Raw genomic sequence first — 25,140 nt, 5'->3', positions numbered from 1 at the left:
CTTGCTTTGCGCCCGGCCGTGCGGCCGCCGCCTGCCCTGTTGCCCGTGCGTTACGCCCGGGAAATGTGCAGCGCGCGGACCGCATGACCGCCGGGAGTGCAGACATGCTGAATCGCCGCCATCTCTTCGGCCTCGCGGCCGGCGCCCTTGCCGCGCCGTCGCTGGCCCATGCCCAGGCCGCCTGGCCGAACCGGACCATCCGGCTGATCGCCCAGTTCCCGCCGGGCGGGCTGGTTGACACCGTCGCGCGCCTGATGGCGCCGCACATGTCCCAGGCGCTGGGCGCCACGGTGCTGGTCGAGAACCGCGCCGGCGCGGGCGGGGTGATCGGCACCGACTTCGCCGCCAAGCAGGCGCCGGACGGCTACTCTCTGCTGGTCAGTCATGCCTCGGTGCATGTCTTCGCCACGGCGACCCGCCCGACGCTGCCTTTCGACCCGATCAACGACTTCACCCACATGGTGCACCTGGTCGAGGCGCCGAACGTCATCCTGGTGCGCGGCAACTCGCCCTTCCAGACGATGGAGCAATACATCACCGCGGCGAAGACGCGGCCCGTGCGCTACGGCTCCTCCGGCATCGGCTCCGCGCCACACCTGCTCGGCGCGATGCTGTCCACCGAGGCCGGCGCGCCCAATCTCGAGCATGTGCCCTATGCCGGCAGCGCGCCGGCGATGCAGGACCTGCTGGCGAACAACATCGAATCCATGGTGGACCCGATCACCACCAATGTCCGCCAGATGCAGGACGGCTCGCTGCGCGCGCTGGCGGTCTCCACGCCGCAGCGCCTGCCGGCCTTCCCGAACGTGCCGACCTTCGCCGAGCTCGGCTATCCGAAGCTGACCTCCGCGCAGTGGCTCGGCCTCTCCGGCCCGAAGAACCTGCCCGCCCCGATCGCGGAGCGGCTGACCGCGCTGATGCCGACGATCATCGCGCGCCCCGACATCATGGCGCGCCTGACCGACCTGCAGACCCTGCCGCGCAACCCGGCCTTCCCGGCCGGCCCCGATTTCGTGGCGCTGATGCGCCAGGAGATCGGCGAATGGACCGCCGTGGCGCGGCAGTTCAACATCGTGGTGGGCTGAAGCCCTTGCACTCTCCCCCGCAATGCGGGGGAGAGCTTGCCCTCAGAGCTTCGCCTGATCCTTGCACCAGCGCGCCACCTCCTCATGCGTGCCGAACCACACGCCGGGCTGCGCCTTCATGTATTCCACTAGCCGGTCCAGCATCGCGATGCGGCTGCGATGGCCGATGACATGCGGGTGCATGGTCAACAGGAACAGCCCGCCTTCCGCCAGCGCGCCGTCGAACTCCGCGCGGAAGATCTCCTCCACGCCCGAAGGCGGCGTGTAGGGGCGCAGCGCGGAGAAGCGCACGAAGTTGAAATAGGGCGCGTCGTCGCGGATCCATTCCGGCGGCAGTTCCACGATGCCCGTCGGCTGGCCCTGCTCCTCGAGCTCATAGGGATCGTCGTCGCCCATCAGCGATGAATCGTACAGCAGCCCGAGCTCGCGGATGATCGGCAGCGTGTCGACCGAGAAATCCCAGCTCGCCGTGCGCATGCCCACGGGGCGGCGGCCGCTGGTCTTCTCCAGCACGTCGGCGGCGCGCAGCGTCAGGTCGCGTTCCACGCCCGGCGGAAGCTTGGTGTTGGCCTCGTGGATCCAGGAATGGATGCCGATCTCATGGCCCTCATCGGCCACCTCCTTCACCTCGCGCGGGTGCAGCAGGGCGGAGACGGCGGGGTAGAAGAAGCTCGCCTTCACGCCGTGCCTGCGCAGCAGCGCGCGGATGCGCGGCACGCCCTGGCGGTTGCCGTACTGCCCCTGGCTGATGCGCATCGGGCTCTGGTCCGAATCGCGCAGCGGGATGGTCTCGTGGTCCGCGTCGAAGGAGAGGCTGACGGCGCAGCGCGCCCCGCCCGGCCAGGATTTCGGCGCCAGCGACCGCCCCGCCCGCGCGCGTCCGACGATCTCGCGCCATTGCGGCTCGGACCATTCCCAAGGGTTTTCCGGGAGTTGGGTCATCGGGGTTTTCCTGCCGTGGAGGGGGCGCCATGCTGCCGCCCCGTGGCCGATGCCGGAAGCCCCCGATGACCCAGCCGACAGATCCGGCGCTGATGAGCGCCGAGCAGCTTCTGGACCTCTATGCCCGCCGCGCGCTTTCGCCGGTGGAAGCGCTGAAGGCCGTGACGGAGCGCGTTGCGCGCTACAATCCCTGGGTGAACGCCTTCGCCGCGATGAACCCGCACGCGCTGCGCGCCGCCGGGGAGAGCGAGGCGCGCTGGGCGGCAGGGCGCCCGCTCGGCCTGCTCGACGGGGTGCCCTGCACGGTGAAGGACCTGCTGAACATGGCGGGCTTCCCGACCCGCCGCGGCAGCCGCACCACGGATGCGACGCCGGCCACGGAGGACGCGCCCGCGGTCATCGGGCTGAAGGCCGAGGGCGCGGTCATCATCGGCAAGACCACGACGACGGAATTCGGCTGGAAGTCGCCGGGCGATTGCCCGCTGCACGGCATCACGCGCAATCCGTGGAACCCGCAGCGCACGCCGGGCGGCAGTTCCAGCGGGGCAGGGGCCGCCGGTGCCGCCTGCTTCGGGCCGCTGCATATCGGCACCGATGCCGGCGGCTCCATCCGCATCCCCGCCGCCTATTGCGGCCTGGTGGGCATGAAGCCGAGCTACGGCCGCGTGCCGCAATGGCCGCATGGCGCCTTCTCCGCCGTCGCCGTCGCGGGGCCGATGACGCGCGGGGTGCGCGACGCGGCGCTGATGTTCTCCGCCATGGCGCGGCACGATCTGCGCGACCCGGTCTCGCTGCCGGACGATCGCCGCGACTGGCGCGAGGGCATCGAACAGGGCGTCGCGGGGATGCGCGTCGCGCTGGTCCGCCGCCTCGGCTTCGACCCGCCGCTGGACGCGGAAGGCGCGGCGGCGCTGCAGGTGGCGGCGAAGCTGCTGGAGGAGGCCGGCGCCATCGTGGAGGAAGCCGATCCCGACCTGCCGGATACCCGCGCCATCTTCTCCCGCGTCTGGGGCGTGGCGCTTGCCCGCATCTGGGACCAGACGCCGGAGGACAAGCGCCACCTGCTGGATGCCGGCCTCGCCGAGGTGCGCGAGAAGAACGAGATGATGCACGCGCCCGATTTCCTCGGCGCCGACATGCTGCGCATCGAATGCGCGCACCGCATGGCGCGCTTCCACCAGCGCTATGACCTGGTGCTGACCGCCGCCACGCCGACCGCCGCCTTCGATGCCGATGCGCCGACGGTGAAGCCGATGGAGGCGCTGTGGCGCGACTGGGCGCCCTGGACCTTCGCCTTCAACCTGACGCGGCAGCCCGCGATCAGCGTGCCCATCGGCCTCGACGAGGCGGGGATGCCGCGCGCGGTGCAGGTGGCGGCCGCGCTCTACCGCGACGACATCGCACTGCGCGCCGCCCGCGCAATCGAGCGCGCGGCCAGCCTGCCCCTGGCGGAGCCGGCCGAAAAAGTGCAGATGCGCGGCAGGACGGAAATCCATTGAGGGGCGAAGCATGCGTCTGGTGACGTTCAAGCGGGCGGGGCGGGTGCAGTACGAAATCGGCGCGCTCGACGCGGAGGGCGCCGTGCTCGACCTCGGCGCGGTGGAGCCGGCGATCCGCGGAGAGACGATGCTGGACGTTGCCGGCGCGGAGCCCGCGATGCTCGACCGCTTGCGTGCGGCGGTGGCGAAGGCACCGAAGGTCGCGGACGCGAAGCTTTGCGCGCCGATCCCGCGCACGCCAAAGAACGTGTTCTGCGTCGGCAAGAACTATCACGAGCACGCGAAGGAATTCGCCGGATCGGGCTTCGATGGCGGCGCGAAGGACGTGGTGCCGCCATTCCCCGTGGTGTTCTCCAAGCCGCACACGGCGATCATCGCGACCGGCGAGCCGATCCTCGGCGACGTCGATCCGACCGGCGGTCTCGACTACGAGGGCGAGCTTGCCGTGGTGATCGGCCATGGCGGGCGCGGCATCGCGAAGGCCGACGCGCTGAAGCATGTGTTCGGCTACACCATCGTCAACGACGTGACGGCGCGGCACCTGCAGAAGCGCCACAGCCAGTGGATCCTGGGCAAGGGCCTCGACACATTTTGCCCGATGGGGCCGGCGATCCTGACCGCCGACGAGGTGCCGGACCCGACGAAGCTGGTGCTCACCACCTGGGTGAATGGCGAGCAGCGCCAGAAGGCCGCGGTCTCCGACCTGATCTTCGACATTCCCACGCTGATCGAGGCGATCAGCGCCGCCATCACGCTGGAGCCCGGCGACGTGATCGCCACCGGCACGCCGGTCGGCGTCGGCATCGGCTTCAACCCGCCAAAGTTCCTGAAGAAGGGCGACGTGATCCGCATAGAGGTCACCGGCATCGGCGTTCTCGAAAACGCCGTCGCCTGACGCGCGCGACCTCTCCCGCCCAGGCGCCTCCTTGTCCCGCACTTGCGGGGGAGGGATGGGGTGGGGGAAGCCCGCTGCGCAACGAGACCAACCAAGCAACAGGGAGAAATCGCACATGCACCGCCGCACGCTTCTCACCGCCACCGCCGCGCTGCCCTTCGCGACCGCCGCGCAGGCGCAGACCGATTACCCAACCCGCGCCATCACCATGGTCGTCGCCTTTCCGCCCGGCGGCCAAGCCGACCTTGCCGCGCGTCCCACCGCCGCGGCGCTGGAGAAGATCCTGCGCCAGCCCGTTGTCGTGCAGAATCGCGGCGGCGCGGCGGGCGCGATCGGCAACGCCTTCGTCGCGCGCAGCGCGCCCGATGGCTATACGCTGCTGATGGCGCTGTCCTCGCTGGCCGTGATCCCCGAGGCCGAGAAGCTGTTCGGCCGCACGCCGCCCTACACGGTGGACCAGTTCGCCCCGATCGCGCTGGTGAACGCCGATCCCACGATGCTCGCCGTCTCCGCCTCCACGCCGTGGCGCACGCTGGAGGAGTTCATCGCCGCGGCGAAGGCCGATCCCGGGAACATCCCCTACGGCTCCTCCGGCAATTACGGTACGCTGCACGTGGCGATGGAGATGTTCACGAACGCCGCCGGCATCCGGCTGCTGCACGTGCCCTTCAGCGGCGCCGGCCCGGCGATCACCGCATTGCTGTCCGGGCAGACCAAGGCGATGGCCTCCGCGCCCGGCACGCTGACGCAGCATGTGCGCGACGGGCGCGTGCGCGTGCTCGCCTGCTGGGGGAAGGAGCGCGTGGCGGCCTTTCCGGACGTACCGACCTTCATGGAGAAGGGGTTCTCCGGCGTCGAGTTCTACATCTGGGCCGGTCTCTTCGCCCCCGCCGCGACGCCCGCGCCGGTGATCGCCAAGCTGCGCACCGCGATGGGCGAGGCGGTGCGAGACCCGGACCTGGTGCGCGCTTTCACCGCGGCGGGCGCGCCCGTCGCCTATCTCGACGCGCCGGAGTTCCAGCGCTTCTTCGCGGATGACAGCGCGCGGCTGCTGCGCGCCGTCGAGAAGATCGGCAAGGTGGAGTAGGACGGCGTGGAACAGCAGATTCTCGACTGGCTCGCACAGCAGAAGCAGGCGATGATCGCCACGCTGCGCGAAATGGTGGACACCGACGGCGGCAGCTACGACAAGGCCGGCGTCGATGCCGTCGGCGCGCAGGTCGCGCGCTTCATGGCCGCCAACGGTATCAGGCTGGAAGTGGTGCGGCAGGAGCGCTACGGCGACTGCCTGCGCGCGACGGTGGACGCCGAGGGCGGCGCGCCGCGCGGCAATGCGCGCCAGAACATCCTGCTGATGGGCCATCGCGACACGGTGTTTCCGAAGGGCGAGCCGACACGCCGCCCCTTCACCATCGAGGGCGACCGCGCCTATGGCCCCGGCGTGGCCGACATGAAGGCCGGCCTCGTGATGAACATGTTCGTCATGGCGGCCTTCAAGAAGTTCGGCGGCGCGCCGGGCCCGGTGGTCGGCCTCTTCACCGGCGACGAGGAGATCGGCTCCCCCGAAGGCCGCCCGGTGATCGAGACGGAGGCGCGCGGCGCGCGCGTGGTGTTCAACAGCGAGCCCGGCCGGCCGGACAAGGGCGTCGTCACCGGCCGCAAGGGCGGTGTCTTCATGATCTTCGACATCGAGGGCAAGGCGGCGCATTCCGGCGGCAATTTCGAGCAGGGCATCAGCGCCATCGGCGAGCTCGCCGCGAAGATCACCGCGATCCACGCGCTGACGGACCTCAAGCGCGGCATCACGCTGAATGTCGGCCTGGTGCAGGGTGGGCAGAGCGTGAACACCGTCGCACCCTGGGCGCAGGGCCAGATCGACCTGCGCTATGTCGAGCCCGCCGACCGCGACGAGGTGATGGCGAAGATCGAGGCGATCATCGCGAAGTCCTTCATCCCCGGCACGCGCGCGACGATGACGATCCGCGGCGAGTTCCTGCCGCTGACGCAGGACGAGGCGTCGAAGCGCGTCTATCGCCTGTATCACGATGCCGCCCGCGACAGCGGCTTCGACGCGGTGGCGAATTTCTCCGGCGGCTGCGCCGATTCCGGCTTCACCGCGGCGATGGGCGCGCCGACGCTCTGCGCCGTCGGCCCCGTCGGCGGCAAGGCGCACAGCCCCGAGGAATACCTGGAGCTGGATAGCCTGGTGCCGCGTGCGCAGGCGCTCGCGCGCGCCATCCTGCGACTGGACCAGGCGGGCATCTGATCCGTGGCGAAGAGCAGCACCCCGCGCCTGGCTCCGCCCGACGAGGCGCCGCTGCTGCGCACCATCGCCATGCCCGCCGACGCCAACCCGAATGGCGACATCTTCGGCGGCTGGCTGATGGGGCTGATGGACCTGGCCGCCGGCAACGCCGCCGGCCGCCGCGCGCGTGGCCGCGTCGCGACCGTCGCGGTGGATGCGATCGTCTTCCACTCGCCGGTGCTGGTGGGCGACGAGGTCTCGATCCATGGCCGCATCGTGCATGTCGGCCGCACCTCCATGCGCATCGACATCGAGGCGTGGCGGCGCGAGCGCGCCTCGGACGCCGCCAACCTGGTGACGGAGGCGGTGTTCACCTTCGTCGCCATCGACGCCGCGCGCCGCCCGCGCCCGGTACCGCCAGAGGGAGCCGCGGCATGAGCGACGCCAGCCCGCCCTGGGCCATCCAACGCCCGCATCGCATCCGCTGGGCGGAATGCGACATGTATGGCCACGTCAACCACGCGGCCTATCTGACGCTGTTCGAGGATCTGCGCGTCGATCACTGGCAGGCGCTGAGCGGCCGGCCCGTCTCGCCGGAATTCGCCGGTCCCGTCGTGGGGCAGATCGAGGTGCGCTACCTGCGCGCCGTCGGCTTTAACGACGAGGTCACGCTGGCCTGCCGCGTCGCCAGCTTCCGCCGCACCTCCTTCGTGCACGAGTATGCGCTGCTGAAGGATGGCGAGGCCTGCTGCACCGCCCGCGCGGTCATCGTCATCACGCGGCAGGACACCGGGGAGAAGGTGCCGCTCTGGGCGGAGCTGCGCGAGACCTTGCTGGGCGAAGGCGCGGCGGAAGGATAGCTCAGCCGTCGCGCTCCGGCGCGCGGCCGGAGCCGGGCGTTTCTCCCGGCCGCGGAGCGAGGCCATAGGGCGCGACCAGGCGCCAGACATGGGCCGGCACCATGCTGCGCAGACGTCGCGGCGCCGCGTGGCGCAGGAACAGCACGGTCTCCGACGCCTTCATCTCCACCCGCGCGCGGGCGAATTCCAGGCCGCGCGGCCCGATCTTCGGCATCAGCCAGCCGACCAGGGGACGCAGGAAGCCCGGCATCCGCCGCAGCGGCAGGCCGCCCGCGGCGCGCGCGGTGTTGGCGATGAAGCCCTTCACCGCGCCGGCCCGCTTGCCGGCGGAGACAGGGGCGGAGAACGCAAGCTCCGGCTCGATCAGGCGCAGCAGTTCCTCGCCGCGTTCGTTGCGCACCACCAGCCATTGCGCGCCGGTGCCGCCCATGTAGCCCACGGTGATGTCGGCCAGCACGTTGGTGTAGTCCACGCAGGTGCGGCAGGTCAGCGGGAAGAAGTCGGGCGGCAGCCTGCTGATCGGCAGCTGCAGGAACGGAATGGTCCGCACGCGCCCATCCGCATGGCGAAGCTCAACCTGGTAGTCGGCGCGGAATTCCAGATAGGTGATGGAGGAGGGCTCGGGGTCGAGCAGGTCGAGAAACGTATGAAACATCTCGGTCGTCGTGTTGTCGGAGCACGGCGTGCCGATCACATACAGCCGCTCCAGCCCAAGCTGCCGCTCCAGCGCGCGCAGCGCATGCACCTGGCAGGGGATGCCGATCACGGCGATGCGCCGATGCCCGGCGGCGGCGGCGGGTTCCAGCAGCGCCAGCAGCGGCGCAAACCCCATCTTCATGCCGCGGCACGCCGCCATGTCCGCCGCGCGCGTGACCAGCACCGGCACCGGCTTCCAGCGATCCGCCGGATCGGCTGCCATGGCCAGCACGGCGGTCACCGCGCCCGTCTCCAGCAGGCGCTCGCCGAGCCGGCTCGCGATGCCCGTCCATTGCGCACCGGGCAGCGGCGCGCGCAGCCCGGCCCGCAGCATGCGCCGGAAGGGGCCGAAATGCAGCTCGTCCGGCCGGTCCGGATCGCGCGCGCGGCCATGCACCTGGCGCTCCAGCGCGTCGTAGTCGGGGCGGAGGAACTGGCAGGCCTGGCCGCAGGCCTTGGCGAGTGCGGTGCGCGACAGCCCGCAATCCGTGCACAGCGCGCGCGGCGCCGGCGCGGCGAGCGGGGGCGTCCAGGGTCCGGGCGGCGGAGCCGCGCTGTCATCGGGCATGCGGCCCCGAGGCTAGGCGGTGCCGTGCGGTGGCGCCAGCCGAGGCAGGGTGGCCACCCAAGCGACTGATCTCGCGACGAACTTCGTTCCGTCCGAGCGAAGCTTGGCGGGTCGCGCTTCCCGCAGGCCGCGCCCCGCGCCACTCTCCGCCGCCATGATCCCCGACCGCCCCTATCGCCTGATCCTGAACCGCCGCCACGGCACGCCCGGCGTCGTCGTGCTGCCCGACGGCCATTTCCGCCGCGCCCGCGCGGAGATCGAATCCTGGCCGGGCTACGCGCCGACGCCGCTGGTGCCGCTCGACGACGTCGCGAAGTCGGCGCGCGTCGCCGCCGTGATGTACAAGGACGAGGGCGGGCGCTTCGGCCTCGGCTCCTTCAAGGCGCTGGGCGGCGCCTATGCCGTCGCGCGGCTTCTCATCACCGAACTCGCCCGCCGCGGCGTCGCCAACAACGCGACCACCACGGAACTCGAACAGGGCGCGCATCGCGACGCCGCACGGGACATCACCGTCACCTGCGCGACCGACGGCAACCACGGCCGCTCCGTCGCCTGGGGCGCGCAGCGCTTCGGCTGCCGCTGCGTGATCTTCGTGCATGAAGGCGTCAGCCAGGGCCGCCGCGATGCCATCGCGCGCTACGGCGCGGAGATCCGCGTGGTGCCCGGCACCTACGACCACGCCGTGCGCGCCTGCGCGCATGAGGCCGAGCGCGAGGCCTGGTTCGTCGTCTCCGACACCTCCTGGCCCGGCTACACGGAGGTGCCGCGCGACGTGATGCAGGGCTATCGGCTGATGGCGGACGAGGCCGCGGACCAGCTCGATGCGCCGCCGACGCACGCTTTCGTCCCCGGCGGCGTCGGCGGGGTCGCGGCCGCCGTCTCGGTGCAGATGCGCGCGCGCTACGGCGCGGCTGTGAAGGTGGTGGTGGTGGAGCCCGAGAAGGCCGCCTGCCTGCTCGCCTCCGCCGAGGCGGGCGAGCCTACGACCGTTGAGGGCGAACTCGACACGCTGATGGCGGGGCTGGCCTGCGGCGAGCCGAGCCTGCTCGCCTGGCAGGAGCTGGAGCGCGGCGCCTTCGCCTTCATGGCGGTGCCGGATGAGAGCGCGGTGGATTGCATGCGCCTGCTGGCACGCCGCCGGTCGAAGGTGGTGGCCGGCGAGAGCGCGGTCGCGGGCCTCGCCGCGCTGCTGCTCGCCGCGCGCGATCCGCTGTCGCGCGCCATGCTCGGCCTCGATGCGGAGAGCCGCGTGCTGCTGTTCGGCACGGAAGGCGCCACCGATCCCGAGACCTATGCACAACTTGTAGGCAGCGAGACCGGCGCCGGTTGACAGGGGCCGGCGGCTTCCCCAATCCGTGGCCCATCAGAAACATCGGGCCGGCGCCCTGCGTCGGACAGGGAGCAACACGCCATGACTCGCATCATCCTGCCCCGCCGGCACCTGCTCGCCCTCGGCGCCGGCGCGCTCACCGCCCCGGCGCTCGGCCTGCGTCCGGCGGCCGCGCAGGGCACCTGGCCGAGCCAGCCCGTACGCATGGTGGTGCCCTTCGCCGCCGGCGGCCCCACCGACGTGCCCGCGCGCATGATCGCGGAGGAGATGTCGAAGGCGCTGCCGCAGCGCATCGTCGTGGAGAACCGCACCGGATCCGGCGTGGTGATCGGCACCGACATGGTCTCCAAGGGGCCGCAGGACGGCTCGATGATGCTCTACACCACGGTCGCGCATGCCGTGCTGCGCCCGATGTTCGCGCGGCTGCCCTTCGATCCGGTGGCCGATTTCACGCCCGTCACGCTGGTCGGCCAGGTGCCGGTGATCCTGCTGGTGAACAAGGACTTCCCGGCGCGCAACGTGCAGGAACTGGTGAAGCTGCTGCGCGACAATCCCGGCAAGTACGACTACGCCTCCTCCGGCAATGGCGGCGCGGTGCATCTCGCGACCGAGCTGTTCCTGCACAAGGCGGGCGGGCTGAAGGTGAACCACATCCCGTTCCGCGGCTCCTCCGCCGCGATCCCGGAGATCCTGGCCGGGCGCATCCCGATGATCTTCGACATCGCCGCCTCCGCGCTGCCCTATGCGCGCTCGGGCGAGCTGCGCGCGCTGGCGATCAGCACGAAGGAGCGGTCGTCGCTGGCGCCGGAAATCCCGACCTTCATCGAGCAGGGCGTGCCCGGCTACGAGGCCTATACCTGGCACATGGTGATGGTGCGTTCCGGCACGCCGCAGCCGGTGGTGGACGCCATCAACCGCTCGGTGAACGCCGCGGTGCAGCTGCCGAACGTGCAGGAGCGGCTGAAGGGCCTGGCGATGCAGGTGGTGGGCAATGGCAGCCCCGCCGATGCCGCGGCCTATCTGAAGAGCGAGATGGACACGCTCGAGCCCGTGGTCCGCGCCGCCGGTATCCGCGCCAACTGAGGCAGGCGCCCGGGAAGGGCACGGCCCTTCCCGGAGCGGCTTCAATCGGCCGGGCAGCGGGCGAGGTCCAGCACGCCCGGCGGCGGATCGCCCGGCGGTGCGGGATGCGCCTCGACGATCCGCGCGCCGAGCCGGCGCTGGTCGCTGCCCAGCCCGGCCTCGGCAGGGCTCAAGGCGTCGGGCGTTGTCACGAGGATCAGGTGCGGCCGGCCGCCAGCGGCAGGCACGAAGACCGGGCGGGGCGCCGCGCCGAGCACCACGCTGCAGGCCGGCCCGCCATTCATCCCGAGCCAAGCGTGCTGCGGCGCACTCCCCTGCGGCACGAAGCCGCCGAGGGAGAGGATGGTGCCCGAGCTTCCCGGCCAGCCTGCCACGAGCAGCACGCCCGCTTCGCCGACGGACCAGTAGCCGTCCGGCGCGCCGACCACCCAGCGGACCCAACCCGGGCGCTCCACCGCCCCGAAGCGTGGCGTGAAGGGCATGGCCGAGCAGGACAGGCCGAGACGGTGCAGCCGCGCGGCGTAGAGCCGCAGATGCGCGTCCGGCCCGATGGCGAGTTCGGGATGCCAGCTCGTGGACGAGGCCATCGCGGCAGCCAGCACCGCCGGTTCGCCCCAGCCATGGCAGTTGGCCAGGCGCATCACCTCGAAGGGCCGTTCGCGCGCCGCCATCTCCCGCGCGGCGGCGCGATTGTGCAGCAGCGTGCTGGCGCTGGCCGCGCCCGCCAGCAGCCCGCAGGCCAGCCAGGCCAGCGGCGCGGGCAGTCGCGTCCGGCGCTGCAGCCAGCGCAAGGCCAGGGCGACTGTCACGGCAAGCGCCGCGCCGGCCGCCAGCGCTGCGATACGCGAATCGACATAGATGCATTCGCCGGCCTGGCACCACGCCTGGTATTTCGGGGTCAGCGCATGCGGCAGCGTGGTCAGGGCTGCCCAGCCGGCGCATGCCAGAAGGATGGCGAGGCCCTTGCGCGCCGGCAGAACGCGCGCGAGGCCGGGCAGAAGTCGCCCGCCCGCAGCCGCGGCGAGCAGGAAGGCGAGGGCGGCAAGGGCGAGGTCGGTACGGCCGATCGGCTGGGAAATGGCGTGTGACAGGGCGATGCCGCCCAACAGGTGCTGCACCTGCATCGAGAGCACGTCCCGCCAGGAGAAGCCGGCGAGCGCATTGCCGGGATACTGGCTCGGGAAAGCGAGGCGGTAGCCGAGATAGACGGCCGCCGCCGTGGCAAGCACCGCGCCATGGCGCCAGAGCAGTCGGCGCCGTGTGCCGGGCGAAGCGGCAATCAGCGCAATGAGCGCGAGGCCCGCGGCCTCCACCAAGGCGTATTCCAGCATCAGCGTCAGCGCGAAGAGCACGACGAAGGCCGCCGACAGCCGCCATCCGCGCCACGCTTCCGCCGCCAGTCCGACATGGACGAGGCAGAGCGCCAGGAGCGGCAGCGTGATCATCAGCGGATAGGAATTGGGCGGCAGATGGAAGGCTGCCATCGGCGCAAGGCAGAGCATGGCCAGCCAGGCGCTCCGCGTCAGCGGCACCCGGAAATACAGCGCCAGCACATGGCCGAAGGCGAGCAGGCTCGCGCCGAACAGCACGACGACCAGCAGGCGTGTCCAGGCATATTCCGGCATCATCGCCCCCAGCAGCACCAGCGGCATGGCGAGGAACATGCCGATCCGCCCCTGGAACTCCGCCAGCTTGCGGGTCTCTTCCCAGGTGATGGCGGGCCGGTCCATCGCGCTGAGCACCGCGAACTGCCAGAAATTGTCGTCCGCCGTCTGGTGGAATGCGCCGAGGAACGGCCAGAGCTGCAGCAGTGCCAGGGCCAGCAGCCCGGCATCGGGCAGGACGCGCCGGAGCCGCCCGGCGCGCTGCGCGGCGGGGGAAGTGGGCGCCGCCGGACAGGGCGTCACCACTGGCGGCGAGTAGGCGACGCGGTCCATCGGCCTCCCGGGCTGCGTCCTTGATACCGGACGGGCCGTTCGGAGGCTGTATCAGAAGTCTAGTAAATTTTGCTAGAGCCCTCCGGGCGATATCCGTCGCATATTTTCAATCAGGGCGGATGCCGCCCTTCTGCACGATCTGCTCCCAGCGCGGGATGTCCGTCGCGATAACCGTGCGCAGCGCCTCCGGCGTGCCGCCGACAGGATCGAAGCCCATCTCGGCCAGGCGCGTGCGCATCGCCGCTGCGCCGACGATGTCGGCGGCCGCCTTCGCCAGCCGATCCACGATCGCATCGGGCAGGCCCGCCGGGCCGATGAGCGCATTGATCAGCGCCGCATCCACCTGCGGGAATCCGGCCTGCGCCATGCTCGGCACATCCGGCAGCAGTGGCGCCCGCGTGGCGCCGGTGATGGCCAGCGCGCGCAGGCGGCCATCGCGCACATGCCCGGCGATGGCCGGCACAGTACCGAAGGCCATATGCACGCGCCCGGCCAGCAGGTCCGTGATCATCGGCCCGCCGCCGCGATAGGGCACATGGACATAGGTGATGCCGGCGGCCTGGCGGAACTGCTCGCCGGCCATGTGCACCGCCGTGCCGTTGCCGGCCGACCCGAAGGCGATGCTGTCGGGCTTCGCCTTCGCCTCCGCCACCAGCTCCGCCACAGTTCTCCACGGCGCGGAGGCGGGCACGACGAGCGCCAGCGGCGCGCGCACCAGCAGCGAGACCGGGGTTAAATCGCGCAGCGTGTCGTAGGGCAGGCGCGTGCCCAGCAGCGCGGGGTTCACCAGGAACGCGGTGTCCACCACGCCGAAGGTGGTGCCGTCGGGTGCGGCGGTCGCGATCGCCTGGGTGCCGGTGATGCTCGCCGCGCCGCCGCGATTCTCCACCACGAAGGACTGGCCGAGCGCGCTGCCGAGTTCCTGCGCCAGCAGCCGCGCCGTGATGTCGCTGGCGCCGCCGGGCGGGTAGGGCACGATGAGGCGGACGCTGCGGCTCGGCCAGGCCTGTGCTCGCGCCAGCCGCGGCGCGGCGGTAAGCAGGAGCGTCGTGGCGAGCGCCTGGCGGCGTGTGATGTGCATGATGCGTCCCTCTCCCCGTCTCACCCCGCCTCGACCCGCCACTGTTCGACCAGCCAGGGCGCCAGCCGCTCCGGCGCCAGGTCGAAGCCCAGGCCGGGCGCATCGGGCACAGCGACCGTGCCGTCAGCGCGCGGGTCCATCGACCCGAGCAGCGTCAGCAGCGGGTTCGGCGTGACGTCCACTTCCATGAAGGGATAGGGCATCGGCCCGCCGCCGCGCCGCGTGGTGAGCAGAGCGCCCATCTGAATTGCGGCATGCGCGTTCACCAGCGTGCCGAAGACATGCGGCATCGCTGGCACGTCGAAGGCATCCGCCAGCGCGGCGACCCGGCGGAAGCCGCTGAAGCCGCCGCAGACGCAGAGATCCGGCTGCAGCACCGCATAGCAGCCCGCCGCCAGCACATCGCGGAACGCCGCGAGGCTGCCCAGCGCTTCGCCGCCGGCGATGGCGCAGCGCGCGGAGTGCGCCACGCTGCGGCAGCCGGCGATGTCCTCGGGCTGCAGCGGCTCCTCGACCCAGAGCAGGTCGGCCTCCTCCATGTGGCGGATGCTCTCGAGCGCGGCGCCGACCGTGTAGCCCTGGTTGATGTCCACCATCAGCGCGACGTCGTCGCCGGCCTGCTTGCGCATCGCGCGCATCACCGTGCCGTCCTTGCGCGGATGGGCGCCGACGCGCGGCTTGATGGCGCGGAAGTTCCGCCTGAGCAGGTCGTCCACCTGCGCGGGATAGGCGCCGTAGGGATCGCCGCCTTCCGCGATGAAGGGGCCGCTCGCATAGGCCGGCAGCCGGTCGCGCAACGCGCCACCCAGCAGCCGCGCCACGCTGATGCCCTGCGCCCGCGCCGCGAGGTCGTGCAGCGCCATGTCAGCCGCGGACACCGCCATCATCGCCGACCCCCGCCGGTCGTAGCCCAGCGTGCCGAGCATCGCGTGGAACAGCCGCCCGGGCTGCGTCACATCCTGCCCCAGCAGCAGCGGCGGCAACTTCGCGCGGGCATGGCCGGAAGCCGCGAAGGGGCCGTTCGCCACCTCGCCCCAGCCGGTGCTGCCATCCTCGGCGGTCAAACGCAGCAGCAGGAAGTCGCGCCGGCGGATGAAGGTAGAGGCGTTGCCGAGCGCCGGGCTTGGCGAGAAGCCGACCAGGAATCCCTCGATGGACCGGAGCTTCACCGGACGACGCCTCCCTTGCGATGCGGCGGAGGGTCGGCCCGCCGCTTCATGCTGTCAAATAGCCGGAAGCGGCGTATCCATAGCCACATGGCTATGCTCCTCAACCTGCGCGAACTCGATGTCTTCCGCGCCGTGATGGAAGCCGGCGGCGTCACCGCCGCAGCGGCGGAGCTCGGCATGAGCCAGCCCTCCGCCAGCAAGATGCTGCGCCAGGCGGAGGAGCGCCTGGGCTTCGCGCTGTTCCGGCGCGAGGCGAAGCGCCTGGTGCCGACGCCGGAGGCGCATGCCCTGCTGCCGGAGCTGCTCGGCGCCTTCGCCGCGCTGGATGGGCTGGAGCGGCTGGCGGGCGCGTTGCGCGCCGGGCGCAGCGGCCAGCTTTCCATCGCCGCCGTGCCGGTGCTGGCCACGGCGCTGCTGCCGGCGGCCGTCGCTTCCTTCCGCGGGGCGCGGCCCGATGTCCGCGTGCGGCTGCGCGCGATGTCGGCGCTGGAGGTGGTGAACCAGGTCGCGGACCATCAGGCCGATCTCGGCGTCATCCTCGGCGGCACGGGCGATGCGCGGGTGGAGGCGCGGCTGCTCTGCGCGTCGGAGATCGGCGTCGCGCTGCCGTCGCGCCATGCGCTGGCGCCGCGGCGAAGGCTGACGCTGGCGGAGCTTGCCGCGCATCCGGTGATCTCGCTCGGCCCGCAGCAGCCGGTCGGGCTGCTGGTGCGCGATGCGCAGGATGCGGCGGGGCTCAGCGGGCGAATCGCCATCGAGGTCTCGCAATCCTCCATCGCCTGCGCGCTGGTGCGCGCCGGGGCGGGCGTCGCGGTGCTGGACGGCTTCGGCCTGGCGGAAGCGGCGGCGCAGGGGCTCGTCATCCGCAAGCTGGCCCCGCGCATCCCGCTGGAAGTCACGCTGGTGGTGCCGCGCGGCCGCGTGCCGTCGCGCCTTGCCGCCGCCTTCCGCGCGGAGGTGGAACGCTGCGCCGCGGGCTGAGGCCTCAGCGTCCCAGCCGCGGCACCACGCTCGCCACCGCCGCCGCGGCCGGCTCGATCGCGACCTGGCGCATGAGCTGCTGCTCGGCCTGCCACTGGCACAGCACCGGCTTGGCGCGCAGGTTCTGCCCGCGCTCGTCGAAGCGCGCGCCCCAGCCCGTCGCCGTCGTCGCCTCCGCCAGGTCGAGCGCCAGCACGCCGGCGCGCACCTTCTCCTTCTCCACCCCGCCGCCGCGCTGCAGGGCTTCGAGGAACAGCCGCGCGCCGACGAAGCACGCGAGGCTGATGCCGGAGCGCGGCTCCGCGCCGTAGCGGCGCAGATAGGCTTCCGCGAAGGCGCGCGCCCCGGGCGCGAAGCGCTCGTTCACCGCGAAGGGCGTCCAGTCCGCGCTCATCGCACCGAGGAAGGCGTCGCCGATGCTGCGCGCGGTTTCCGTCAGCCCGTAGCCGCCGGCGGTGCCGATCACCATGCGGGGCTGCCAGTTCGCCTCGCGAAGCGCGCGGAACAGCAGCACCTCGTCGCCCGGCGCGCCGGTGTGAAGCACCACATCCGCCTCCAGCCCGCGCAGCCGCTGCACCAGGGCGTTGAGGTCGGCGGCGCGCGCGGCATAGGTCGCACGCTCCACCAGAGTCAGGCCACGCACCTTGGCCAGCGCCTCCTGCGCATCGGCAACCGACTGGGCGCCCTGCGCATCCTGTTGCGCGATGGCGAGCCGCAGCGCATCGGGCGCCAGTTGCAGCGCCGGCGACAGGACCTCCGTCACGGCGGCGATGCCGGCGGCGGCGAAATCGGCGGCGGAGGGCGAGGCGCGGAACACCCAGCGGAAACCGCGGTCCATGACGGCATCGCTGATCGCGTTCAGCTCGAACCAGGGCACGCCGGCGGCTTCCGCCACCTGGGAGGCCGGCAGCGCGATGGCGGCCGCATAGCTGCCGAAGATCGCCGCGACACGATCGGCGCCGGCCGTCAGCTTCCGCGCCTCCGCCACGGCTGTCGCTTCGTCGGGCACGTCGGCACGCACCAGCCTGGCCGGCCGGCCGAGCACCCCGCCCGCGGCATTGCGCTCCTCCACCGCCAGCTCGACGCCGCGGAAGCTCTCGTCGCCGAGCAGCGCGAGCGGGCCGGAGAGCGGGAACAGCGCGCCGAGCCGAAGCTCCGCCGCCGGCTGGGCGGGCTGCTGTGCCAGGGCGGGCCGCGCGGGTCCCGCGAGGCTCGCCGCCGCCGCGAGGGCCAGCGCCCTGCGGCCGAACAGAGCGCGGCGCGCCATCGAGCGGACGCGCTCGTGCATGGGGCAGCTTCTCCCTTTCCTCGCCGCTAGCTCACATCGGCGAAGCGCGGGGCGCAAGCCTCGGCGGCCGTCTTGACCGCCGAGCCCTCGCCGTGGTCCCTCCGGTTGCAGCAGAGGATGCACGGCATGGTTGCGGTTCCGCAGGAAATGACGCTGATCGGTCATGGCGCGGGCGGCGGGCCGGAGGTGCTGGCGGCGCAGCGCGGCCCGGTGCCGGCGCCCCGCGCCGACGAGGTGCTGATCCGCACCATGGCCATCGGCGTGAACCGCCCCGATGTCGCGCAGCGCAGCGGCAGCTACCCGCCGCCGCCCGGCGCGAGCCCGGTGATCGGCCTGGAATGCGCCGGCGAAGTGGTGGCGGTCGGCGAGGGCGTGGCGCGCTGGAAGATCGGTGACCGCGTGACCGCGCTGACCAATGGCGGGGCCTATGCCGAATACTGCACGGCGCCGGAAGCCCAGACGCTGCCCTGGCCGAAGGGCTATGACGCGCTCCGCGCCGCCGCGCTGCCGGAGACCTATTTCACCGTCTTCGCCAACCTGTTCGGCCATGGAAGGCTCGTGGCCGGCGAGACCGTGCTGATCCATGGCGGCACCTCCGGCATCGGTGTCACCGCGATCCAGCTCGCCAAGGCGTTTGGCGCGACGGTGATCGCGACCGCCGGCAGCGCGGAGAAGGTCGCGGCCTGCGCGGAGCTTGGCGCCGACACCGGCGTGAACTACCGCGAGCAGGATTTCGTCGAGGCGGTGAAGGCGGCCACCGGCGGCAAGGGCGTGGATGTGGTGCTCGACATGGTCGGCGCGCCCTATTTCGCGCGGAACATCCGCTGCCTGAAGCTCGACGGGCGGCTGGTGATGATCGCCTTCCTCGATGGCCATGTCGTGGACGGGCTCGACCTGCGCCCGATCATGGTCAAGCGCCTGACAGTCACCGGCAGCACGATGCGGCCGCGCACGACGAAGGAGAAGGGCGCCATCGCCGCAGCCCTGGAAGCCAAGGTCTGGCCGCTGCTCGAAGCCGGCAAGTGCGGGCCGCGCATCTTCCGCAGCTTTCCGCTCGCCGAGGCCGCGGCCGCGCACCGCCTGATGGAAAGCAGCGCGCATATCGGCAAGATCATGCTGACGGTGGGATGAGCGGTGGTCGGCGTGGCGCTGCTGCTGGCGGGGCTGGTGGCGCTGGTGCTGGCCGCGCGCATCGGCGGCCGCGCGGCGCGCGGCATGACGCAGGGCATCGCCATGCTCGTTGCCGCGGGCGGCGCGCTGCTGCTGCTCCGCCGGCCCGGATCGGGCCTGAACCTGCCGGGCCACGGGCCGCGCCGCTGGCACCAGCCATGACGAACGGAACGCCGTGAACCTGCATCGTCTGCTGCTGAAGCGCGAGGCCGAGGGCCGGCCGATCCGCGTCGCCGTGATCGGTGCCGGCAAGTTCGGCTCGATGTATCTGCACCAGGCAGCGCGAACGCCGGGGATGGTGATCCACGGCATCGCCGACCTCTCGCCGCCGCGCGCGAAGCAGGCGCTGGCGCGGATCGGCTGGGACGCGGCGCTGATCGCCGCGACGCCGATCACCGAGGATTCGCTCGCGCTCATCGCGGATCCGCTGGTCGAGGTGGTGGTGGAGGCGACGGGCGATCCCGCGGCCGGCCTGCGCCATGCGCGCCACGCCATCGCGCATGGCAAGCATGTGGTGATGGTGAATGTCGAGGCCGATGTCCTCGCCGGCCCCGTGCTGGCGCGGGAAGCGGAACGCGCGGGCGTGGTCTATTCCATGGCCTATGGCGACCAGCCCGCCTTGGTGGCGCAGATGGTGGACACGATCCGCGCCGCGGGCTTTTCCGTGGTCGCCGCGGGAAAAGGAACAAAGTACCTGCCGCGGTACCACGCTTCCACGCCGGAGACGGTCTGGGACTTCTACGGGCTGACCGCGGAACAGGCGCAAGCCGGCGGCATGAACCCGCGCATGTTCAACTCCTTCCTCGACGGGACGAAGTCCGGCATCGAGATGGCGGCCATCGCCAATGCCTGCGCGCTGGCGCCGCCCGAGGACGGCCTGGCCTTCCCGCCCTGCGGCACGGCGCAACTGCCGAACCTGCTGCGCCCGCACAACGAGGGCGGCGTGCTGCCGCGCAAGGGCATGGTGGAGGTGGTGTCCTCGCTCACGCGCGACGGTGCGGAGATCCCGGACAACCTCCGCTGGGGCGTCTATGTCGTGTTCGAGGGCGAGACGGAGTACGCGCGCCGCTGCTTCTCCGAATACGGCGTCGCGACCGACGACAGCGGGCGCTATGCCGCGCTGTGGCGGCCCTACCATTTCATCGGGTTGGAACTCGGCGTTTCCGTGGCGTCGGCTGCGCTGCGGCGGGAGCCCACGGGCTGCTCCACCACCTGGACCGCCGATTGCGTCGCCGTCGCCAAGCGCAAGCTGCGCGCGGGCGAGGTGCTGGATGGCGAGGGCGGCGCGACGGTGTGGGGCAAATGCGTCCCCGCCACGCGGTCGCGCGCGATGGGCGCGGTGCCGATCGGCCTTGCGCACGGTGTGGCGCTGGCGCGCGAGGTGGCGGAAGGCGCGATGGTCACCGAGGCCGACCTCGCGCCCCGCCCCGCCGGCCAGGCTTCGGAGGCGCTGGCGATGCGCGCCGCCCTCGCCGGGCTGGCCGGCTGAGGTGAGCGCAGCCGCGCCGCAGCCGGCGCCGACACCGATGGGACCCGCGCTGCGCCTTGTGCTGGTCGCCGTGGTGCTGTTCGGCGGCGCCTGGCCGGTCACCAAGGCGGCGCTGGCCGATGCGACGCCGCTCTGGTTCGGCACGAGCCGTGCCGCGCTCGCCGCGCTGGTGGCGGCGCTGCTGCTCGCCTTCCTCGGGCGCCTGCACCTGCCGCGGCGGCAGGACATGCGCGCGGTGATCGGCCTCGGCGTCTTCCAGCTCGGCTGCTTCTTCGTGCTGACGCATCTGGCGGTCGCGCTGGTGCCGGCGGGGCGCACCGCGGTGCTGTCCAACGTCATCGCCTATTGGCTGATTCCGCTGTCCGTCCTGCTGCTGGGCGAGCGCGTCTCGGCGCGGCGCTGGATCGCGGCGGGGATCAGCCTGGCCGGCGCGGCGGTGCTGATCGGCCCCTGGGCGGTGGATTGGGGCGACCGGGATGTGTTGCTCGGCCATGGCATGCTGGTGCTGGCGAGCCTGGCCTGGACGCTCGCCATCATCGCCAGCCGCCGCTGGCCACCGCGCTCGCCGGTGCTCGAATTGCTGCCCTGGTGCTTCGGCTTGGGCACGCTGGTGCTGGGTCCGCTGGCGCTGCTGCTGGAACCGCAGGGCGGCATCGGCACGCCGTCCTGGCCGCATGCGCTGTTCATCGGGCTGTTCGCGGCGCCGATCGGCACCTTCTGCGTCATCGAGGCGGGGCGGCGGCTGCCGGGCGCGGTGGCCTCGGTGTGGCTGCTGCTGATCCCGGCCTTCGGCGTGTTCGTCTCGGCACTCTGGCTCGGCGAGCCGATCGGCTGGGACGTGATCGTCGGCGGCGTGCTGGTGGTGATCAGCGTGCTGGTCGCGGCGCGGGGATGAGGAGGGCGCGATGAAGCTTGCCGTCACGGAAGCGGGGCAGGGCGCGCCGGTGGCCTTCCTGCACGGGCTGCTGGGCGCGGGCCAGAATTTCGGCGCGATCCAGAAGGCGCTGGCGTCGCGCGGCCATCGCGTGCTCACGCTCGACCTCCGCAATCATGGCAGTTCGCCGCATGCGCCGAGCATGTCCTATCCGGAGATGGCGGAGGATGTCGCGCAGACGCTGCGCGATGTCGGCGCCTGGCCCTGCGCGGTGGTGGGGCATTCGATGGGCGGCAAGGTCGCGATGGCGCTGGCGCTCGGCCACGGGGAGGGCGTGACGCGTCTGGTCGTGGCGGACATCGCGCCGGTGACCTACCCGACGCCGATCTTCACGCAGTATGTCGCGGCGATGCGGGCGATTCCGCTGCGTCCCGGCCTGACGCGGCGCGAGGCCGATGCGGCGCTGGTGCAGGCCGTGCCCAACCCGGCGCTCCGCGGCTTCCTGCTGCAGAATCTTCTGTTTGCCGAGGACCCGCCGCGCTGGCGCGTGGCGCTGGATGTCATCGCGGCGGAATTGGCGGTGATCGGCGGCTGGCCGGACCTGCCCGGACGCTACGACGGCCCGGTGCTGGTGCTGGCCGGCGATGCCTCCGACTACATCCGTCCGGAGAACGAGGACACATTCCGCGCGATGTTTCCGGCGGCGCGCTTCGCAAGCATCAAAGCGGGACACTGGCTGCATGCCGAGAACCCGCAAGCATTCCTGGCGGAGATTGCGGCCTTCCTGGAGGCGTAGACAGGTCGCTTCGACGCCGGCGGTCGGTCGCGCCCTCACCCTCCCGGCCTGCCGGCCGGGCCCCTTGCTCTCCCGCACAGCGGAAGAGGGCAATGGCGGCCTTGCTTCCCTCTCCCGCGGCGCGGGAGAGGGTGCCCGAGCGGAGCGAGGGCGAGTGAGGGCGCGACCGACCTGCCAGGATCAGGCGCGTTCCGGCGTCCCCGGCAGCATCACGCCCTCGCCCGCAAGCCGGGCCCGCGTCGCCTCGTCCAGCCGCGCACGAAACGCGGCCAGCACCGGATGCGCGTCGGTCTCCTTGCGGCCGTAGCCGAGGTTGTAGGCCAGGTCGAACTCAGGCGGGTTCACGCCCTGGGCGTGCTGCAGGATGGTCTCCAGCTTGTCGAGGCCCTTGGCGATCCGGCCTTCCGCCGTGCTGCCGCTCTCGTACTCCTCCCACAGCGCGAAGAGCTCGGCGCGCTGGGCGGAAGGCAGGGTGATGGTCAGCGTCGCCAGCGCCTCCCGCTCCCGCGCTTCCTTCACGCCGGGGGCGCGCGGCGCGGGGGCGGGCAGGTCGCCGGTGAAGGCCTCGGCCAGGTCGTGCACCAGCACGATCTTCACCAGCTTGCCGGAATCGACGCCCATCGCCGGTCCCAGCAGCAGCGCCATCAGCGCCACGCGCCAGGTGTGCTCCGCCGTGCTCTCCACGCGCCCGGTGCTTGTGCGGCTGTTGCGCAGCGTGTCCTTCAGCCGCTCGATGAGCGCGAGGAAGGCGATGGTGCCGCTGATGTCGGTATCGGTCATGGACGCGGGGATATGGTGTGGGGGCGTCACGATCCCAACCGCGCCTTGCGCCTTCGGCCACCGGTCCGATCTGCCGGGGCGATGACGATGGAAACCTTCCCCGCCGACCGCGCAGGCGCGCTGGCCCGCATGGCCGCCTTCGCCCCGCGCATGGGTCGCGACTACGCGGACGGCCGCAACACCGATCCCGGCCCGGGGCTGCGCCGCGACATCTCCCGCCTTTCGCCCGCGCTGCGCCACCGCCTGGTGACGGAGGCCGAGCTGGTCGGAACCGCGCTTGCCGAACACGGCGCCGCCGCGTCCGGGAAATTCGTGCAGGAGGTGTTCTGGCGCAGCTACTGGAAGGGTTTTTTGGAGCTTCGCCCGGGCCTCTGGGATCAGTATCGCCGCGATCTCGTGCAGGACCGTGCGGTGGTCGCGAATAGCCCCGCGCTGCGCGAGGCGCTCGCGCGCGCTGAGGCCGGCGGCACCGGCATCGCCTGCTTCGATGCCTGGGCCGAGGAACTGCGCGAGAGCGGCTGGCTGCACAACCACGCGCGCATGTGGTTCGCCAGCATCTGGATCTTCACGCTCGGCCTGCCCTGGACGCTCGGCGCGGATTTCTTCCTGCGCCACCTGCTGGATGGCGATGCCGCGTCCAACACGCTGTCCTGGCGCTGGGTGGCGGGCATGCAGACGCGCGGCAAGCACTATGTCGCGCGGGCCGAGAACATCCGCACGCACACGCTCGGCCGCTTCGATCCAGTCGGCCAGTTGAACGAGAGCCCGCTGCCGCTCGCCGCGCCGCCGCCGCCCGCGCCGCGCCCCCTGCCGCGGCCCGATACGCTGCCCGCCGCCCCCATCGCGCTGCTGCTGCACGAGGACGATTTGCATCCCGAAAGCCTGCTGCGCCCGACCGTGCCCGTCGCCGCCATCGCCGGCATCGCGGTCCCGGAGGCGCGCTCGCCGCTGGGCTGCGCGACGCTGGTCGCGGACCACGCGCGCGCCGCGCTGCGCGACGGGCTGGACCGCGCGGCGCAGCACTTCGGCGTTCCCGCCACCCTGCTGGAGCCCGCCGGCGTCGCGGAATGGGCGCGCGACCATGGCCTGCCCGTGGTCACGCCCTGGTCGCCCGTCGGCTGGACGGCGACGGCGCTGGATGGGCTCGGCGTGACGCTGCACCGCCTGCGTCGCGACTGGGACGAAGCCTGCTGGCCGCTGGCGACGAAGGGCTTCTTCCCGTTCCGCGAGAACATCCCTGCGCTGATCGCACGGCTACATCCGCATGTCCTCCCTCCCCCGCTTGCGGGGGAGGGTCGGGGTGGGGGCCGCTCGCCCTGACAGTAACAGCGCCTAGGCGCTGAGCACCCCGCCGAATGCCGCCTCCACCTCCGCCAGCCATTCCTGTTCGCGCCCGGTGTAGCGCGGAGAGAGATGCATCGGCTCCAGCCGCCGCACCCCCGCCACGCGCGCGATCTCTCCGGCCGCGCGCGTGGTCAGGTGCATGCGGTCCGCGGCGATCGCGGCATCCTCGGCGAGGAACGGCGCCTCGATGAACAGCGTGTCGGCGCCCCGCGCCAGCGCCACCGCCGCCGCGCGGTTCGCCGGCGTGTCGGCGAAATCAGTGAGATACGCGACGCGCTGCCCCGGCGTCGCCACGACCAGGTCGCGCAGTGCGCCGAGCGGCTGATCGCCCGCGGGCGTTGCGATCGGCGTCTCGTCCGGCAGCTCCTCCGCGATCGCCCGCTTCAGCGCCGCCAGCCACTTGCCTGTCGCCAGCCCGCGCTCCGCCAGGCGCGTGCGCCAGACATTCAGATGCGTCTCCTCGCTCAGCGCGTAGCCGATCGAACGCGTGCCATGGTCCAGCACCGAAGCGCGCAGGCCGAGCGCGCCGAGGCGCAGCAGCGTGCCATTCGCCTCCGGCGTCACGGGCGGCAGGTCCTCCCGCGCGAAGCCCGTCTGCAAGCGGAACCGCGCGGCGGGAAAGGGCGTGGTCGCGGCGATCTCCGTCACCTCGAAGACCAGCGGTGCGGCGATGCGGTCCACCAGGTTCCAGACGTAGCTGTTGAGCCGGTGATGCAGCAGCGCAGCGAAGCCCGGCGGGCCGACGACGCGCAGCAGCGCCTCGCGCCCGATCAGTGGCCGCAGCAGCCGGTCGAAATCCGCCCAGTGATCCATATGCGCGTGGCTCACGCACAGCAGCTGCACGCGCAGCAGGTGCCCGTTGGACAGCGCGGAGAGATCGCCGCAATCGAACAGCACCGCGCCCGGCGCGTGCATCGCCTCCACGAACACCGCGGGATCGCCGGCGCGCCCGTTCAGCAGGCGCGGATGCAGCGTGGGCGTCATCGCGCCTTGCTCCCTCCCCCGCCTTCGCGGGGGAGGGTCGGGGT

At 72.1% G+C, this 25,140-nt stretch carries 24 protein-coding genes; 16 read left to right on the top strand and 8 right to left on the bottom strand.

Annotated features, from left to right (window positions below):
- The first annotated feature begins 104 nt into the window (after positions 1 to 104).
- On the top strand, positions 105 to 1,085 hold the full coding sequence (locus E4T13_RS09900) for a tripartite tricarboxylate transporter substrate binding protein (protein WP_170984908.1): 981 nt from the start codon (positions 105 to 107) through the stop codon (positions 1,083 to 1,085).
- Between the two features lie 42 nt (positions 1,086 to 1,127).
- Here the strand turns inward: E4T13_RS09900 and E4T13_RS09895 are convergent, their stop codons facing one another.
- Complete coding sequence (locus tag E4T13_RS09895) at positions 1,128 to 2,027, bottom strand: polysaccharide deacetylase (RefSeq protein ID WP_137178103.1); 900 nt, start codon at positions 2,025 to 2,027, stop codon at positions 1,128 to 1,130.
- A 65-nt stretch (positions 2,028 to 2,092) separates the two neighbouring features.
- Here E4T13_RS09895 and E4T13_RS09890 point away from each other — a divergent pair, with 65 nt between their 5' ends.
- The 6 genes from E4T13_RS09890 to E4T13_RS09865 all read left to right on the top strand — a co-directional run bounded on the left by E4T13_RS09890 (position 2,093) and on the right by E4T13_RS09865 (position 7,526).
- Positions 2,093 to 3,526, top strand: coding sequence for an amidase (locus E4T13_RS09890; RefSeq protein ID WP_137178102.1), 1,434 nt, complete (start codon positions 2,093 to 2,095; stop codon positions 3,524 to 3,526).
- 10 nt (positions 3,527 to 3,536) lie between these two features.
- Positions 3,537 to 4,421 (top strand): fumarylacetoacetate hydrolase family protein, encoded by an 885-nt coding sequence (locus E4T13_RS09885; protein WP_137178101.1) that lies wholly within the window; start codon positions 3,537 to 3,539, stop codon positions 4,419 to 4,421.
- Positions 4,422 to 4,536: 115 nt separating this feature from the next.
- On the top strand, positions 4,537 to 5,508 hold the full coding sequence (locus E4T13_RS09880) for a tripartite tricarboxylate transporter substrate binding protein (RefSeq protein ID WP_137178100.1): 972 nt from the start codon (positions 4,537 to 4,539) through the stop codon (positions 5,506 to 5,508).
- 51 nt (positions 5,509 to 5,559) lie between these two features.
- The gene (locus E4T13_RS09875; protein WP_137178525.1) at positions 5,560 to 6,687 is read left to right on the top strand and encodes a M20 family metallopeptidase; all 1,128 of its coding nucleotides are present in this window, start codon (positions 5,560 to 5,562) and stop codon (positions 6,685 to 6,687) included.
- A gap of 69 nt (positions 6,688 to 6,756) precedes the next feature.
- Positions 6,757 to 7,104, top strand: coding sequence for an acyl-CoA thioesterase (locus tag E4T13_RS09870; protein ID WP_137178524.1), 348 nt, complete (start codon positions 6,757 to 6,759; stop codon positions 7,102 to 7,104).
- Positions 7,101 to 7,526: a thioesterase family protein gene (locus E4T13_RS09865; RefSeq protein ID WP_137178099.1), complete on the top strand. Its 426-nt coding sequence runs from the start codon at positions 7,101 to 7,103 to the stop codon at positions 7,524 to 7,526. Before E4T13_RS09870 ends, E4T13_RS09865 begins: the two co-directional genes overlap by 4 nt.
- Before the next feature lies 1 nt (position 7,527).
- Here the strand turns inward: E4T13_RS09865 and E4T13_RS09860 are convergent, their stop codons facing one another.
- Positions 7,528 to 8,790, bottom strand: a complete 1,263-nt coding sequence (locus E4T13_RS09860) for a Coenzyme F420 hydrogenase/dehydrogenase, beta subunit C-terminal domain (RefSeq protein ID WP_137178098.1) — start codon at positions 8,788 to 8,790, stop codon at positions 7,528 to 7,530.
- A 154-nt stretch (positions 8,791 to 8,944) separates the two neighbouring features.
- Here E4T13_RS09860 and E4T13_RS09855 point away from each other — a divergent pair, with 154 nt between their 5' ends.
- Entirely contained in the window at positions 8,945 to 10,120 is a 1,176-nt protein-coding gene (locus E4T13_RS09855; RefSeq protein ID WP_137178097.1) for a diaminopropionate ammonia-lyase, read from the top strand.
- An 81-nt stretch (positions 10,121 to 10,201) separates the two neighbouring features.
- A complete protein-coding gene (locus E4T13_RS09850) occupies positions 10,202 to 11,203 on the top strand; it encodes a tripartite tricarboxylate transporter substrate binding protein (protein ID WP_137178096.1) in 1,002 nt (333 codons plus the stop codon).
- A 41-nt stretch (positions 11,204 to 11,244) separates the two neighbouring features.
- Here the strand turns inward: E4T13_RS09850 and E4T13_RS09845 are convergent, their stop codons facing one another.
- From E4T13_RS09845 to E4T13_RS09835, 3 genes are all read right to left on the bottom strand, one after another.
- Positions 11,245 to 13,140, bottom strand: a complete 1,896-nt coding sequence (locus tag E4T13_RS09845) for a hypothetical protein (RefSeq protein ID WP_137178095.1) — start codon at positions 13,138 to 13,140, stop codon at positions 11,245 to 11,247.
- Positions 13,141 to 13,246: 106 nt separating this feature from the next.
- Positions 13,247 to 14,221, bottom strand: coding sequence for a tripartite tricarboxylate transporter substrate binding protein (locus E4T13_RS09840; protein ID WP_137178094.1), 975 nt, complete (start codon positions 14,219 to 14,221; stop codon positions 13,247 to 13,249).
- Between the two features lie 20 nt (positions 14,222 to 14,241).
- The gene (locus E4T13_RS09835) at positions 14,242 to 15,390 is read right to left on the bottom strand and encodes a mandelate racemase/muconate lactonizing enzyme family protein (RefSeq protein WP_137178093.1); all 1,149 of its coding nucleotides are present in this window, start codon (positions 15,388 to 15,390) and stop codon (positions 14,242 to 14,244) included.
- Between the two features lie 87 nt (positions 15,391 to 15,477).
- Between E4T13_RS09835 and E4T13_RS09830 the strand changes: the two genes are divergently transcribed.
- On the top strand, positions 15,478 to 16,371 hold the full coding sequence (locus tag E4T13_RS09830; protein WP_170984907.1) for a LysR family transcriptional regulator: 894 nt from the start codon (positions 15,478 to 15,480) through the stop codon (positions 16,369 to 16,371).
- A 4-nt stretch (positions 16,372 to 16,375) separates the two neighbouring features.
- Here E4T13_RS09830 and E4T13_RS09825 read toward each other — a convergent pair whose 3' ends face one another.
- Positions 16,376 to 17,659 carry an ABC transporter substrate-binding protein gene (locus tag E4T13_RS09825; protein WP_170984906.1) on the bottom strand — a complete coding sequence of 428 codons (1,284 nt, stop codon included), beginning with the start codon at positions 17,657 to 17,659 and terminating at the stop codon, positions 16,376 to 16,378.
- A 126-nt stretch (positions 17,660 to 17,785) separates the two neighbouring features.
- Here E4T13_RS09825 and E4T13_RS09820 point away from each other — a divergent pair, with 126 nt between their 5' ends.
- Genes E4T13_RS09820 through E4T13_RS09800 form a run of 5 tightly spaced genes read left to right on the top strand, consistent with a single transcriptional unit; the run spans position 17,786 to position 21,988 of the window.
- Entirely contained in the window at positions 17,786 to 18,790 is a 1,005-nt protein-coding gene (locus E4T13_RS09820) for an NAD(P)H-quinone oxidoreductase (protein ID WP_137178090.1), read from the top strand.
- A 3-nt stretch (positions 18,791 to 18,793) separates the two neighbouring features.
- Positions 18,794 to 18,991 carry a hypothetical protein gene (locus E4T13_RS09815; RefSeq protein WP_137178089.1) on the top strand — a complete coding sequence of 66 codons (198 nt, stop codon included), beginning with the start codon at positions 18,794 to 18,796 and terminating at the stop codon, positions 18,989 to 18,991.
- Between the two features lie 13 nt (positions 18,992 to 19,004).
- Positions 19,005 to 20,318, top strand: coding sequence for an NAD(P)H-dependent oxidoreductase (locus E4T13_RS09810; RefSeq protein WP_137178088.1), 1,314 nt, complete (start codon positions 19,005 to 19,007; stop codon positions 20,316 to 20,318).
- A gap of 1 nt (position 20,319) precedes the next feature.
- A complete protein-coding gene (locus E4T13_RS09805; RefSeq protein ID WP_240791064.1) occupies positions 20,320 to 21,213 on the top strand; it encodes a DMT family transporter in 894 nt (297 codons plus the stop codon).
- 10 nt (positions 21,214 to 21,223) lie between these two features.
- Positions 21,224 to 21,988 (top strand): alpha/beta fold hydrolase, encoded by a 765-nt coding sequence (locus E4T13_RS09800; RefSeq protein ID WP_137178087.1) that lies wholly within the window; start codon positions 21,224 to 21,226, stop codon positions 21,986 to 21,988.
- A 180-nt stretch (positions 21,989 to 22,168) separates the two neighbouring features.
- On the opposite strand, the gene E4T13_RS09795 is transcribed toward E4T13_RS09800, so the two are convergent.
- A complete protein-coding gene (locus E4T13_RS09795) occupies positions 22,169 to 22,768 on the bottom strand; it encodes an HD family hydrolase (protein ID WP_137178086.1) in 600 nt (199 codons plus the stop codon).
- Between the two features lie 87 nt (positions 22,769 to 22,855).
- Between E4T13_RS09795 and E4T13_RS09790 the strand changes: the two genes are divergently transcribed.
- Positions 22,856 to 24,088, top strand: a complete 1,233-nt coding sequence (locus E4T13_RS09790) for an FAD-binding domain-containing protein (RefSeq protein ID WP_137178085.1) — start codon at positions 22,856 to 22,858, stop codon at positions 24,086 to 24,088.
- A gap of 12 nt (positions 24,089 to 24,100) precedes the next feature.
- Here the strand turns inward: E4T13_RS09790 and E4T13_RS09785 are convergent, their stop codons facing one another.
- A complete protein-coding gene (locus E4T13_RS09785; RefSeq protein ID WP_137178084.1) occupies positions 24,101 to 25,096 on the bottom strand; it encodes an MBL fold metallo-hydrolase in 996 nt (331 codons plus the stop codon).
- Positions 25,097 to 25,140 lie beyond the last annotated feature (44 nt).

Source organism: Roseomonas sp. AR75, from assembly GCF_005222815.1.
GTDB lineage: Bacteria > Pseudomonadota > Alphaproteobacteria > Acetobacterales > Acetobacteraceae > Falsiroseomonas.
The sequence above is the reverse complement of the archived record's forward strand: the minus strand, read 5'-3'. Positions and strand labels throughout refer to the sequence as shown.